Below are 13,309 nucleotides of genomic sequence, written 5' to 3' on the forward strand. Positions count from 1 at the left end.
CACCATGCCGACCGAACAAACCGATGACCTGCTGCGCATGGACCACCTGGGCATCGTGGGCTATGGCGAGGTGGGCCGCATTTTTGCCGCGGGCCTGCGTGCCGCCGGCGTGCGCGATCTGGCAGTGTGGGACCTGAAGTTCGCCGATCCGGCGCAGCAGGCCGATCCGCGCGCCCACGCGCAGGGCGCAGGCGTGCACGCGGCCGACGGCGTGGCCGCGCTGTGCGCCGGGCGCAAGCTCATCATCTCGGCCGTCACGGCCAGCAGCACGCTGGCGGTGGCCGGGGCGGTGGCGCAGCACATTGCGCCTGGCGCGTTCTTTCTGGACCTCAACTCCGCCTCGCCGGGCACCAAGCAGCAGGCCGCAGCTTTGATCCATGCGCGTGGCGCCCGGTATGTCGAGGCGGGCGTGATGACGTCGGTGCCGCCCTATGGCATCGCCGTTCCCATGCTGCTCGGTGGCCCTCACGCCGCCATGCTGGCGCCCGTGTTGCACGGTTGGGGCATGGACGCCAAGCCTGTCAGCGACCAGCTGGGCGTGGCCAGCGCCATCAAGATGTGCCGCAGCGTGATGATCAAAGGCCTGGAGGCGCTGGTGATCGAGAGCTACGCCACGGCCCGCCACTACGGTGTGCAAGACCATGTGCTGCCCACGCTGGCCGAAACCTTTCCGTCCATCGACTGGCAGCAGCAGGGCAGCTACTTCTTCAGTCGCGTGGTGCAGCATGGCCAGCGCCGCGCCGAAGAGATGCGCGAGTCGGCACACACCGTGCGCGAGGCAGGCATCAATCCGCTGATGGCATCGGCCATTGCCGAAAAGCAGCAGTGGGTGGCCGACCTGGCGCGCGATGGCGTGTTCGATGGTGTGCCCAAGGGCGCCTCATGGCAAGACTATGCAGACCGCTTGCTGGCCCATGTGCACACCAAGCCCCCCGAGGGTTGATGGGGCACGTTTCGCAGCGCCGGCTTTCACAATCAACGGTCCTGTGGGTGCAACTTTCTGGATGCAATGCACCGGTGTTGCCGCTGCTGGAAGCTTCTGAGCGGGAGTACACAGCGGGCGTGGCCCTTCTTCAAGGGGCGTGGTACAGCGCCTGCAGAGTGGCACGTATCAACTCCGCCATCGCCTGCTGCGTCAGCGTGGCGGGGCGTTGCGAACTCACCGCCAAAAAGAGCTTGCTGCGCAGCCGCGCGCCGTCCTCACCATCCACGCTGGCGCCCAGGATCGGCCGGGTGCTGAACACCTCGGGCTTGCCGGATGTGGTGACCGCATTCATGGGCAGCACCGCGCAGCCCGCGCCATCGGCCACCAGGTCCAGGATGGCGGCCACACCGTCGATCTCCAGACTGATCTGCGGGCGTTTGCCGCGCGCTGCCAGTTCTGATTCGACCAGCATGCGGATCGAGTTGGGACGTGTGGGAATCACCAGCGGAAAGCGCGTCAGCTCGTCCAGCGACACCGCCACACGCGCCAGCGCATCGGCTTCGGCATCCGTCTGGCCTGCGGGGCGGCGCTGCACCAGGAACAGGTCTTCCTCCAGCAGCGCGGTGATCTCGATGCCCGGCGCAGGGGGTGTGTTGTACAGCAGCGCAATGTCGAGCAAGCCCGTGGTCAGCGACTCGCGCATGGCCACCGACAGCCCTTCGCTGATGGCCAGCGCCGCATCGGGCAGCTTCACGCGGAAGGCGCGGGTCAGCGGCACCGTCAGCACCTTGGCAATGCTGGGCGGCAGGCCAATGGCCACACGCCCGGCCAGGGCGCCGCGCACGCGGCCCAGCTCCTCGCGGGCGCGCTCCACCTGGTGCAGGATGCCGCGCCCGTGCTCCAGCAGCAGCTTGCCCGCCTCGGTGGGCGTGGCGCCCCGGCCGTTGCGCACCAGCAGGTTCTGGCGCAGCTCCACCTCCAGCAGGCGCACCTGGCGGCTCAGGGCGGGCTGGGCAATGTCCAGCACCACCGAAGCCCGGGTAAAGCTACCCAGCTCGGCCACGCGAACAAAGTATTCGATCTGCTTGAGGTCCATAGGGAATGCTCTCTGCTATTTGAATAGCTCCAAGTCAACGATCACGGAATGATATATCTGGTAGTGCCGGTGCCGCCTTCTTGTTTGGTCCAGCGCTGACCACAATCAGCGCCATGGAACCCCAGCGCACGCAACGCGCGGGCCACCCGCAGCCCGGCAGGAAACACACATGACCCCCCCAGAAATTCGCGGCATTTCGTCGATGGCCACGCGCCAGGTGCTGGCCGAGCTGGGGGCCGGGTTTGCGCAGCAATCGGGCACGCAGGCCGCCATCGAATCGGTGGGCGGCGTGGACGCGGCCAAGCGTGTGGCGGCCGGTGAGGCGTTCGACGTCGTCATCCTCGCCTCCGACGCCATCGACAAGCTTTTGGCTGCGGGTCACCTGCTGCCCGGCAGCAAGGTGGACTGGGTGCACTCCGGCGTGGCCGTGGCCGTGCCTGCAGGCGCACCGTTGCCCGACATCCGCACCGAAGAAGCAGTGCGCCAGGCCGTGCTGGCCGCGCCCAGCATCAGCCTGTCCACCGGCCCCAGCGGCGTGGCACTGGCCAAGCTGTTCGAGCGCTGGGGCATTGCCGAACAGATCGCACCGCGCATGGTGCAGGCGCCCCCTGGGGTGCCGGTGGGCTCGCTGGTGGCCAAGGGCGAGGTGGCGCTGGGCTTTCAACAGTTGAGCGAGCTGTTGCACGTGCCGGGCATCCAGATCGTGGGCCCGTTGCCACCGGCCATCCAGATCACCACCACGTTTTCCGCAGGCGTTGGCGTGCATTCGCAGCAGGTGGACGCCGCGCGTTCGCTGCTGGCCTACCTGGCCTCTCCGGCCGCTGCTGAAGCCAAGCAAAAACAGGGCATGACCCCCGCCTGATCGATCACAAGAACACCTTCCAGGAGCACACCAAATGAGCCTCATCATCGACTGCCACGGCCACTACACCACGGCCCCCAAGGCGCTGGAGAACTGGCGCAATGCGCAGATCGCCGGCATCAAAGACCCAGCCGCGATGCCCAAAGTGGCAGACCTGCACATCAGCGACGACGAGCTGCGCGAGTCCATCGAGACCAACCAGCTCAAGCTGATGAAAGAGCGCGGCAGCGACATCACGCTGTTCAGCCCGCGCGCCAGCTTCATGGCCCACCACATTGGCGACTTCAATGTGTCCAGCACCTGGGCGGCCATCTGCAATGAGCTGTGCTACCGCGTCTCCACGCTGTTCCCCGACCACTTTGTGCCCGTGGCCATGCTGCCGCAAAGCCCTGGCGTGGACCCCGCCACCTGCATTCCCGAGCTGGAAAAGTGCGTGAAGGAATACGGCGCCGTGGGCATCAACCTGAACCCAGACCCCTCGGGCGGCCACTGGACCAGCCCCCCGCTGACCGACAGGCACTGGTACCCCATCTACGAAAAGATGGTGGAGTACGACCTGCCCGCCATGATCCACGTGAGCACCAGCTGCAACGCGTGCTTTCACACCACCGGCGCGCACTATCTGAACGCCGACACCACGGCCTTCATGCAGCTGATCCAGGGCGACCTGTTCAAGGACTTCCCCACGCTCAAGTTTTTGATCCCGCACGGCGGCGGTGCGGTGCCGTACCACTGGGGCCGGTTCCGTGGGCTGGCGCAAGAGATGAAGAAGCCGCTGCTCGACGAGCACCTGATGAACAACGTGTACTTCGACACCTGCGTGTACCACCAGCCCGGCATCAATCTGCTGAACACCGTGATCCCGGTGAAGAACGTGTTGTTCGCCAGCGAAATGATCGGCGCGGTGCGGGGCATCGACCCCACCACCGGCAACTACTACGACGACACCAAGCGCTACATCGAGGCCTCCACCATCCTGAGCGCCGACGACAAGCACCAGATCTACGAAGCCAACACGCGCCGCGTGTTCTCCCGACTCGATTCACGCCTGAAGGCAAAGGGGCTCTGACATGTACGAACTAGGCGTTGTCTACCGCAACATCACCCGTGCCGACCGCGCAGCCGCCGACGGCCTGGCGGCTCTCGGCTCGGCTACCGTGCACGAGGCCATGGGCCGCGTGGGCCTGCTCAAGCCCTACATGCGCCCCATCTACAGCGGCCAGCAGGTCAGCGGCACAGCCGTCACCGTGCTGCTGCAGCCCGGCGACAACTGGATGATGCATGTGGCGGCCGAGCAGATCCAGCCCGGCGACATCGTGGTGGCAGCCGTCACCTCCGAATGCACCGACGGCTACTTTGGCGACCTGCTGGCCACCAGCTTCCAGGCCCGTGGCGCCCGCGCGCTCATCATCGACGCCGGTGTGCGCGACGTGAAGACGCTGCAGGAGATGAACTTCCCCGTGTGGAGCAAGGCGATCAGCAGCAAGGGCACCATCAAGGCTACGCTGGGCTCGGTGAACATCCCCGTGGTGTGCGCTGGTGCGCTGGTCACGCCGGGCGACGTGATCGTGGCCGATGACGACGGCGTGGTGTGTGTGCCCGCCGCCCGCGCGGTCGAGACCCTGGCCGCCGCCCAGAAGCGCGAAAGCTTTGAAGGTGAGAAACGGGCCAAGCTGGCCAGCGGCGTGCTGGGCCTCGATATGTACAACATGCGCCCCGGCCTGGAGAAGGCGGGCCTCAGGTACATCGACTGAACCCCGGTTTTAAGTCTTTTTGGCCTCTAGCGCTTATTCAATAAGCGCTAACAGCTATTAATTTCATAGCAATTTTCTTTTTTCTGATTCTGTATTCCATGACGTTCTCTGTGTCTTCCTCTTTCCGTCTCCGCCGCACGTTGTCCATGGCATTGGGCGTGGCCGCAGCCGCAGCTTTGGCGCCCCAATTCGCTGCCGCTCAGCAGTTCCCCGCCAAGCAGGTGCGCATCATCAGCCCCTTCCCCGTGGGCGGTGGCCCCGATGGCGTGGCCCGCCTGGTGGCCGACAAGCTCTCGCGTACCTGGGGTACGGGCGTGATCGTGGAAAACCGCCCTGGCGGCAACGGCTTCATCGCCATCGACGCCTGGAAGCGCGGCGCCAAGGACGGCCACGACCTGCTGATTCTGGACAACGTGCACCTGGCCGCCTACCCCAGCCTGTTCAAGAAGCTGCCCTACGACGTGGCCAAGGACTTCGACACGCTGCTGCCGCTGTTCAAGACGCACTTCTTCTTCACCGTGGGCACGGGCAGCAAGTACAAGTCGGTGGGCGACATCATGGCCGACGCCAAGGCGCGCCCCGGCAAGCTCAACTACGGCAGCTGGTCGGTGGGCAACCCGGTGCACCTGGGCTCGGAGCTGTTCGAATCGGCCACCGGCGCGCAGATGGAACATGTGATCTTCAAGGAGACCACGCAGCTCTACACCTCGGTCTCCACCGGTGAAATCGACTTCGCTTTGGGCAGCGCCGCCACCGCAGGCCCGCTGCACCGCGCGGGCAAGCTGCGCCTGCTGGCGTTTGCCGGGCCCCAGCGCTCGGCCGAGTTCCCCGATGTGCCCACCGTGGCTGAATCGGGTGGCCCCAAGGACTTTGCCGTCACGGGCTGGAATGCCATTGCCGTGCCGCCCGGCCTGCCCGCTGCCGTGGCAGACAAGATCCGCAAAGACATCGAACAGGCCCTGACTGGCCCCGAAGTGGCCGAGAAGTTCAAGACCTTTGGCTACGAGCAGTTCCCCACCACCCGCGCGCAGTTCAACCAGTTCGTCAAGGACGAGAGCCAGCGTTTTGGCGACGTGATCCGCAAGGCCAACGTGTCGCTCGACTGATCTGCGAGCCTGCAAGAAACCAAGGAGTACGCGCATGAGCGAATTCACAAAAACCCCCGGCTGGCTCGACTGGTATGCGGGTCCGAGCAAACCCCGGTTCCAGGTGCCTGTCGGTGCGGTGGACGCGCATTGCCACGTGTTCGGCCCCGGGGCCGAGTTCCCCTACGCCCCCGAGCGCAAGTACACGCCCTGCGATGCCAGCAAGCACCAGCTGTACGCGCTGCGCGACCACCTGGGTTTTGCGCGCAACGTGGTCGTGCAGGCCACCTGCCACGGCGCGGACAACCGCGCCATGGTCGATGCGCTGGTGCACTCGGGCGGCAAGGCGCGTGGCGTGGCCACCGTCAAGCGCTCGGTCAGCGATGAAGAACTGCAGGCCATGCACGCGGCCGGTGTGCGCGGCGTGCGCTTCAACTTCGTCAAACGCCTGGTGGACTTCACGCCCAAGGACGAGCTGATGGAGATTGCCGCGCGCATCGCCAAGCTCGGCTGGCATGTGGTGATCTATTTCGAGGCGGTGGACCTGCCCGAGCTGTGGGATTTCTTCACCGCCTTGCCGACCACCGTGGTGGTGGACCATATGGGCCGCCCCGATGTGAGCAAGCCGGTGGACGGCCCCGAGTTCGAGCTGTTCCTGAAGTTCATGCGCCAGCACCCCAACGTGTGGAGCAAGGTGAGCTGCCCCGAGCGCCTCTCCGTGACCGGCCCCAAGGCTTTGGGTGGCGAGCAGAATGCCTACCAGGACGTGGTGCCGTTCGCCCGCAAGGTGGTTGCGGAGTTCCCCGACCGCGTGCTGTGGGGCACCGACTGGCCGCACCCCAACCTCAAGGACCACATGCCCGACGATGGCCTGCTGGTGGACTTTATTCCCCACATTGCGCCCACGGCGGAGCTGCAGCACAAACTGCTCGTCACCAACCCCATGCGCCTGTACTGGCCCGAGGAGATCTGAAATGGCCCTGGACAAACCCTACAAGGACGTGCCTGGCACGACCATCTTCGACGCCGACCAGAGCCGCAAGGGCTACTGGCTCAACCAGTTCTGCATGAGCCTCATGAAGGCCGAGAACCGCGCGCGCTTCAAGGCCGACGAAGACGCCTACCTGGCCGAATGGCCCATGACCGACGAGCAGCGCGCGGCAGTGCGCGCACGCGATTTGAACTGGGCCATGCGCACCGGCGGCAACATCTACTTTCTGGCCAAGCTGGGCGCGACGGATGGCCTGTCGTTCCAGCAGATGGCGGGCAGCATGACCGGCATGAGCGAGCAGCAGTACCGCGACATGATGATTGCCGGGGGGCGCAGCGCTGAAGGCAACCGCTACCTGGGCGAGGGCGGCAACGCGCAGGGCCCGGCCTCGCAATCCCAGGCGTGGAAGGAGTGGGAGCTCACCCATCAGGAAGCCCTGGCCGCGCAGATCCTGGGCGACCACGCTGCGCAGCAGTCGGCCCCGTCCGATGCAGCGCCAGCCGCAGACCACGCCCGCATTACCGCATCGGTCTACACCTCGCACGTACCCGCCATCGGCGCCGCCATCGACCTGGGCAAGACCGGCGAGCCTTACTGGCAGCCTCTGTTTGCGGGCTACGAACCCTCCAAGAAGTGGATGGAGGAAAACAGGCCTGACGTGGTCTTCCTGGTCTACAACGACCACGCCACCAGTTTCGACCTGGGCGTGATCCCGACGTTTGCCATCGGCACCGCCGCCGAGTTCGAGCCCGCCGACGAAGGCTACGGCCCGCGCCCGGTGCCCAAGGTCATGGGCCATCCCGAGCTGGCATCGCACATCGCGCAGTCGGTCATCCAGCAGGACTTTGACCTCACCATCGTCAACGATCTCCAGGTGGACCACGGGCTGACCGTACCGATGAACCTGCTGTTCGGCTCGCCCGAGGCGTGGCCGGTGAAGGTGATTCCCTTCCACGTCAACGTGGTGCAGTACCCCGTGCCGTCCGGCCAGCGCTGCTTTGCGCTGGGCCAGGCCATCCGCCGCGCCATCGAGTCGTTCGACGCACCGCTCAAGGTGCAGATCTGGGGCACAGGTGGCATGAGCCACCAGCTGCAGGGCCCGCGCGCCGGCCTCATCAACAAGGAGTGGGACAACAGGTTCCTCGACCGCCTCATCGCCGAGCCCGCCGAGCTGGCCAAGGTGCCGCACATCGAATACGTGCGCGAAGCGGGGAGCGAAGGCATCGAGCTCGTGATGTGGCTCATTGCCCGCGGCGCCATGGCCGACGTGGCCGGCGGCCCCGCACCCACCGTGAAACACCGCTTTTTCCACGTGCCCGCCAGCAACACGGCCGTGGGCCATCTGATTCTGGAGAACCACTGACATGAGCAATACAACCATCAAAGTCGCCCTCGCAGGCGCAGGCGCTTTCGGCATCAAGCACCTGGACGGCATCAAGAACATCGACGGCGTGGAGGTCGTCTCCCTCATCAGCCGCGACCTGGCCAAGACACGGGAAGTTGCCGACAAGTACGGCATCGGCCATGTCACCACCGACCTGGCCGACAGCCTGGCCCTGCCCGAGGTGGACGCCGTGATCCTGTGCACGCCCACGCAGATGCACGCCGCGCAGACCATTGCCTGCCTGAAGGCGGGCAAGCATGTGCAGGTCGAGATCCCGCTGGCCGACAGCCTGAAGGGTGCAGAAGACGTGGTGGCGCTGCAAAAGCAGACCGGCCTGGTCGCCATGTGCGGCCATACCCGCCGCTTCAACCCCAGCCACCAGTACGTGCACCACAAGATCCAGGCGGGCGAGTTCAACATCCAGCAAATGGATGTGCAAACCTACTTCTTTCGCCGCACCAACACCAACGCGCTGGGCCAGGCCCGCAGCTGGACGGACCACCTTCTGTGGCACCACGCTGCCCACACGGTAGACCTGTTTGCCTACCAGGCGGGCAGCCCCATCGTGCAGGCCAACGCCATCCAGGGCCCCATCCACCCCGTGCTGGGCATTGCGATGGACATGAGCATCCAGCTCAAGGCCGCCAACGGCGCCATCTGCACGCTGTCGCTCTCCTTCAACAACGATGGGCCGCTGGGCACGTACTTCCGCTACATCGGCGACACCGCCACCTACTTGGCACGCTACGACGATCTGTACAACGGCAAGGACGAGAAGATCGACGTGAGCCAGGTGGACGTATCGATGAACGGCATCGAACTGCAGGACCGCGAGTTCTTTGCCGCCATCCGAGAAGGCCGCGAACCCAACGCCAGCGTAGGCCGGGTGCTGGCGTGCTACCAGGTGCTGCACCAGCTGGAACAGCAGTTGAACGCAGGTTGATTTGGGGTCAAATAGGCCTCTAGCGCTTATCCAGTAAGCGCTGGTAGCTATCAAATTGATATGGAGGGGGCTCGTGCGACCCGGCCCACTCCGCCTGTGCGCGACGATGCGCGCCCATGGCGAGTCAGCCCATGGTCACGCGCTGCCCCGGTGCAATGGTGGGCGGCGCCGCATTCAGCGTCTCGATCGCAAAGCCCGCCGCCGCCTTGTAGCGGGCCATGAAGCCCTCGCGCTCTTCGCGCGGCAGCACGTCGTCGATGTGGTCGAACACACCGCCGCAGCGCTCGTCCACCAGCCCCAGCAGGCCGAACGGCCCGGCACCCCGGTTGCGCAGCACCAGCGCCGAAATGTCCTTGCACAGCTTGTCGTCGTAGGCGCGCAGCGCCTCGGGGCCCATGCCATGCGCAATGAGCTGTGCGCCCAGCACGCGTGCATCCACGATGGCCTGGCTGGCGCCGTTGGAACCCACGGGGTACATCACATGCGCCGCATCGCCCAGCAGCGCCACGCGGCCGTCCACCCAGGTGGGCACCGGGTCACGGTCGATCATGGGGTATTCAAAAATGTCCTTGGCGCCGCGCAGCATGGCGGGTACGTCCAGCCAGCTGTAGTTCCACCCTTCGAAGTGGTGAGCGAACTCTTGCAGCGCCACGCGCCGGTTCCAGTCGCCCTGCTGCCAGCCGCCCTGGTTGTCCACCGTGATCTCGGCAATCCAGTTGATGGTGGCCAGGCCCGTGGCCGGGTCGGGCGGCGTGATGGGGTAGAACACCACGCGGTGCCGCAGCGAGCCCACGCCCACAAACGAAGCGCCCGTGCGCACCGGCACCCCCGGTGTGGTGCCGCGCCACATGATGGCGCCGCCCCACTGGATGGGTGGCTGCGTGGGGTGCATCTGCGCCCGCACGGCCGAGTGCAGGCCATCGGCGGCAATCAGCAGCGATCCCGTCACTTCGCGCTTGTCTCCATCGCGTGTCTCGACGATGGCGGTGACGCCGTTCGCATCCTGCCGGTAGCCCACCACGCGTTGCCCCAGTTGCACTGCGGCGTCGCCCAGGCGCGCCTTGACGGCGTGGTACAGCATCATCTGCAGCTGCCCCCGGTGCACCGCATACTGCGGCCAGTGGTAGCCCGCCGCGAGGCCGCGTGGCTCTGCGTACACCTCGTTGCCGTTGCGCCCCACCAGCGCCCATTCGCGCGCCTGCAGGCCAATGGTGTCCAGCACCTCGTTGCCAAAGCCCAGGTCGTGCAGCTCGCGCACGGCGTTGGGCTGCAGGTTGATGCCCACGCCCAGCGGCTGCAGCTCCGGCACCGTTTCAAACACGATGCAGGGCACGCCGATCTGGTGCAGGGTGAGAGCGGTGGCCATGCCACCGATGCCGCCGCCGGCAATCAGCACGGGGCTCAGGGACGAAGGGTGTGAGTGAGACGGTGTGCCAGACATGCGCAGATTGTCCACGCAATGGCGGGCAGGGCCTGTCACGGGCGGCGCTGGATCGCCGTGGGTGACTGGTTGCGCTTGCCGTAAGCTTGCGGCATGCAACAAAGAAACCTTGGACCTTTCACCGTCTCGGCCATTGGCCTGGGCTGCATGAACCTCTCGCACGCCTACGGCGCGCCGGTGTCCGCCGAACAGGGCGAGCGCGTGCTGCTGGCTGCGCTGGATGCGGGCGTCACGCTGTTCGACACCGCTACGCTGTATGGCTTTGGCGCCAACGAAACTCTGGTGGGGCGTGTGTTGAAGCCGCACCGCCACCGCTTCACATTGGCCAGCAAATGTGGCATGCAGGGTGTGGATGTGAACGGCGACGGCAAGCTGGTGCGCGTGATCGATGGCCGCCCCGCCACCCTGCGCCAGACCTGCGAGGACAGCCTGCGCCGCCTGCAGACCGATGTGATCGACCTGTATTACCTGCACCGTTGGGACAAGAACGTGCCCATTGAAGACAGCGTGGGCGCGCTGGCCGACCTGGTGCGCGCGGGCAAGATCCGCAGCATTGGGCTGTCTGAAGTGTCCGCCGCGACCCTGCGCCGTGCCCACGCGGTGCACCCCATCGCGGCGCTGCAGACCGAGTATTCGCTGTGGACACGCAACCCCGAGATCGCCGTGCTCGACGCCTGCCGCGAACTGGGCGTGGCCTTTGTGGCCTTCAGCCCCGTGGCGCGGGGTTTCCTGTGCGGCGAACTTAAGGACGTCACCACCCTGGACGCCAAGGACATCCGCCGCGCCATGCCCCGGTTCGCGCCCGATGCCTATGCCGTCAACCTGACGCTGCTCGAGGGCTACCAGGCGATTGCACGCGATGTGGGCTGCACTCCCGCCCAGCTGGCCCTGGCGTGGCTGCTGCACCAAGGCGAGCACATCATCCCCATCCCAGGAACCACGAACGTGGAGCACCTGCACGACGACCTGGGTGCCGTGAACGTGCGACTGGATGCTGCCACCATGGAGCGTCTGGGCGCGCTGATCAATGAGCGCACGGTGGTGGGCAATCGCTACAACGCCCAGAGCGCCCGCGAAGTGGACACCGAAACGTTTGAAGACCGCGCGGCGTAAGCGGCGCGGTCTTTGACTGGTTTGTTGAGATAGGCTGCAGAAACCGGCGTGGCTTAAACCAGTGGCCGCCGCGCAAGGGCAGCCGGGCCGCACGGGCGGCGCTTCGCTAGCGTGCGATGGCGGCGTCCCCCTGCCCGCACCGCGCAGCGGTTCGAGAGCGGGGGGAAGGCGCGCAGCGCCTCAGGGGGGTGTAATTTATCTCCCGCGCAGGTTCCCCTTGTCGTCCGCAATCACGATCTCCACGCGGCGATTCATGGCGCGGCCCTCGGGTGATGCGTTATCGGCAACGGGGTGGGCCTTGCCGTAGCCGCGTACGGTGATGCGGCTGCTGTCCACGCCGCGCTGCACCAGCGCATCGCGCACAGCCTGGGCGCGGCGCTCTGAGAGCTCCTGGTTGTAGCTGTCGCCACCCACGCTGTCGGTGTAACCCTCGATCAGCAGTTTGCGGTCGGGGAACTGCTGGAGGAAGCTGGCCAGCTTGTCCAGGCGCGGGCCAGCCTGGGCCGACAGCTCGGCCTTGTTGAAGGCAAACAGCACATCGCCCAGGGTGACCAGCAGGCCGCGTTCGGTCTGCTGCGCTTCCATGTCGCGCAGCTGGGCCTCGAGGGCGCGCACCCGGTCTTGCGCTGCGCTGGCCTGGGCCATGGCCGCTGCGGCCTGGGCTTGCTGTTGTGCGGCGCGCTGCTCGGCGCTCAGGGCCTGCTGCTGGGCGATCTGGGCATTGCGGGTTTGTGCTTCGGCGCGCAGGCGGGCGGCGTCGGCTTCCTGGGTACGAGCCTGCAAGCGAATGCGGTCTGCTTCACTGCCAGCTTGCTTGATGTTGGCATCCAGCTGGCGAGCGCGGGCGGTGTTGGTGGCGATCTCGGCGTGTTGGCGGGCAAGGTACGCCAGGTGGTTGGTTTCAGCGGTGTCACGGTCGTCGGCCCACACGCGGTCGGCCTTGGCCAGCGCGTCGGTGGCCTGCTTGAGCTCAAGCTGTGCGTACTGATTGACGGCGGGGTTTCCGGCGGCAGTGCTGACTGCGGTGCGGGCTTCTTCCAGCGCGGGTGATGGTGTGGTACTGGCGCATGCGGCCAGAAGGCCGACGGCAATCAGGCTGGTGCACAAGGCGGTGGTGCGGCGAAAAATAGGATGCATGGTGTGTGGTTCCTTGAAATGGATGCTGGGCAATCGCAGCGCCTCAGCAGTGGCTGACTGAGGCGAGGCCAGGGCGGGCGCAAGCGCCCCACGCCCTTAGCGGGGCGAGCGGCGGTTGATTTCTTCTTGCAGCGCGCGGATGCCGTCTTGCACCTGCGCGAGGTTGGCAGCGTTGCTGGCAGCGTCAGCGCGGGTCTCGGCGACGCGCGCATCCACTTCGGCCTCAGCAGCCAGACGGCGTGCCGTCACATAGTCTTCCGCCACCATGGCTTTTTCGGCCTGCATCAGCTTTTCACGCGCTTGGCTCATCTCTACCGGTGCAGTGGTGGCTACGGCAGGCGCTGAGGCCACGCGGTTCACGGTGGTCCGGCTGACGGCCATCTGCTCGGTGGGTGCCGGAGTGGAGGAACAGGCGGCCAGTGCGCCCAGTGCGAGGACCGCTGCGGCGGTACGGATCGGTGCGAATGAATGCATGGTGTGATGGACTCCTCTGGAGGTTGTGGGAGATGCCGCCGCGAGGTGTCGGGCGGGCAGCCAGGGGTGTTCTGGTGTTGATGCATTGTTGGTGCGTGCGCACC

The 13,309-nt window shown here is 66.1% G+C and carries 13 protein-coding genes and 1 pseudogene; 10 read left to right on the forward strand and 4 right to left on the reverse strand.

Features of this window, described 5'->3' with window-relative positions:
- Nucleotides 1-4: 4 nt before the first annotated feature.
- Nucleotides 5-943 (forward strand): DUF1932 domain-containing protein, encoded by a 939-nt coding sequence (locus tag KYG_RS01070; RefSeq protein ID WP_369749607.1) that lies wholly within the window; start codon nt 5-7, stop codon nt 941-943.
- A 130-nt stretch (nt 944-1,073) separates the two neighbouring features.
- Here KYG_RS01070 and KYG_RS01075 read toward each other — a convergent pair whose 3' ends face one another.
- On the reverse strand, nt 1,074-2,021 hold the full coding sequence (locus KYG_RS01075; protein ID WP_008902946.1) for a LysR substrate-binding domain-containing protein: 948 nt from the start codon (nt 2,019-2,021) through the stop codon (nt 1,074-1,076).
- 169 nt (nt 2,022-2,190) lie between these two features.
- Between KYG_RS01075 and KYG_RS01080 the strand changes: the two genes are divergently transcribed.
- From KYG_RS01080 to KYG_RS01110, 8 genes and pseudogenes are all read left to right on the forward strand, one after another.
- Nucleotides 2,191-2,883 carry a substrate-binding domain-containing protein gene (locus tag KYG_RS01080; protein WP_008902947.1) on the forward strand — a complete coding sequence of 231 codons (693 nt, stop codon included), beginning with the start codon at nt 2,191-2,193 and terminating at the stop codon, nt 2,881-2,883.
- Between the two features lie 34 nt (nt 2,884-2,917).
- Nucleotides 2,918-3,952 (forward strand): amidohydrolase family protein, encoded by a 1,035-nt coding sequence (locus tag KYG_RS01085; RefSeq protein ID WP_008902948.1) that lies wholly within the window; start codon nt 2,918-2,920, stop codon nt 3,950-3,952.
- Between the two features lies 1 nt (nt 3,953).
- Nucleotides 3,954-4,637 carry a 4-carboxy-4-hydroxy-2-oxoadipate aldolase/oxaloacetate decarboxylase gene (gene ligK / locus KYG_RS01090; RefSeq protein WP_008902949.1) on the forward strand — a complete coding sequence of 228 codons (684 nt, stop codon included), beginning with the start codon at nt 3,954-3,956 and terminating at the stop codon, nt 4,635-4,637.
- Nucleotides 4,638-4,735: 98 nt separating this feature from the next.
- Nucleotides 4,736-5,743, forward strand: a complete 1,008-nt coding sequence (locus KYG_RS01095) for a tripartite tricarboxylate transporter substrate binding protein (RefSeq protein WP_034692527.1) — start codon at nt 4,736-4,738, stop codon at nt 5,741-5,743.
- A 34-nt stretch (nt 5,744-5,777) separates the two neighbouring features.
- The gene (locus KYG_RS01100; RefSeq protein WP_008902951.1) at nt 5,778-6,695 is read left to right on the forward strand and encodes an amidohydrolase family protein; all 918 of its coding nucleotides are present in this window, start codon (nt 5,778-5,780) and stop codon (nt 6,693-6,695) included.
- A gap of 1 nt (nt 6,696) precedes the next feature.
- Nucleotides 6,697-7,065: pseudogene (gene ligA, locus KYG_RS24975) on the forward strand (protocatechuate 4,5-dioxygenase subunit alpha); the annotation flags it as partial.
- 99 nt (nt 7,066-7,164) lie between these two features.
- On the forward strand, nt 7,165-8,076 hold the full coding sequence (locus KYG_RS01105) for a class III extradiol dioxygenase subunit beta (RefSeq protein ID WP_050813774.1): 912 nt from the start codon (nt 7,165-7,167) through the stop codon (nt 8,074-8,076).
- Nucleotide 8,077: 1 nt separating this feature from the next.
- The gene (locus KYG_RS01110; RefSeq protein WP_008902953.1) at nt 8,078-9,040 is read left to right on the forward strand and encodes a Gfo/Idh/MocA family oxidoreductase; all 963 of its coding nucleotides are present in this window, start codon (nt 8,078-8,080) and stop codon (nt 9,038-9,040) included.
- A gap of 124 nt (nt 9,041-9,164) precedes the next feature.
- Here the strand turns inward: KYG_RS01110 and KYG_RS01115 are convergent, their stop codons facing one another.
- Nucleotides 9,165-10,481 (reverse strand): flavin-dependent oxidoreductase, encoded by a 1,317-nt coding sequence (locus tag KYG_RS01115; RefSeq protein ID WP_034692530.1) that lies wholly within the window; start codon nt 10,479-10,481, stop codon nt 9,165-9,167.
- Between the two features lie 93 nt (nt 10,482-10,574).
- Here KYG_RS01115 and KYG_RS01120 point away from each other — a divergent pair, with 93 nt between their 5' ends.
- Nucleotides 10,575-11,594 carry an aldo/keto reductase gene (locus KYG_RS01120; RefSeq protein ID WP_008902955.1) on the forward strand — a complete coding sequence of 340 codons (1,020 nt, stop codon included), beginning with the start codon at nt 10,575-10,577 and terminating at the stop codon, nt 11,592-11,594.
- Nucleotides 11,595-11,789: 195 nt separating this feature from the next.
- Here KYG_RS01120 and KYG_RS01125 read toward each other — a convergent pair whose 3' ends face one another.
- The gene (locus KYG_RS01125; RefSeq protein ID WP_008902956.1) at nt 11,790-12,731 is read right to left on the reverse strand and encodes an OmpA family protein; all 942 of its coding nucleotides are present in this window, start codon (nt 12,729-12,731) and stop codon (nt 11,790-11,792) included.
- 96 nt (nt 12,732-12,827) lie between these two features.
- Nucleotides 12,828-13,205 (reverse strand): DUF4398 domain-containing protein, encoded by a 378-nt coding sequence (locus KYG_RS01130; protein WP_008902957.1) that lies wholly within the window; start codon nt 13,203-13,205, stop codon nt 12,828-12,830.
- Between the last annotated feature and the right edge of the window lie 104 nt (nt 13,206-13,309).

The sequence above is a fragment of the Acidovorax sp. NO-1 genome, from assembly GCF_000238595.1.
Lineage (GTDB): Bacteria > Pseudomonadota > Gammaproteobacteria > Burkholderiales > Burkholderiaceae_C > Acidovorax.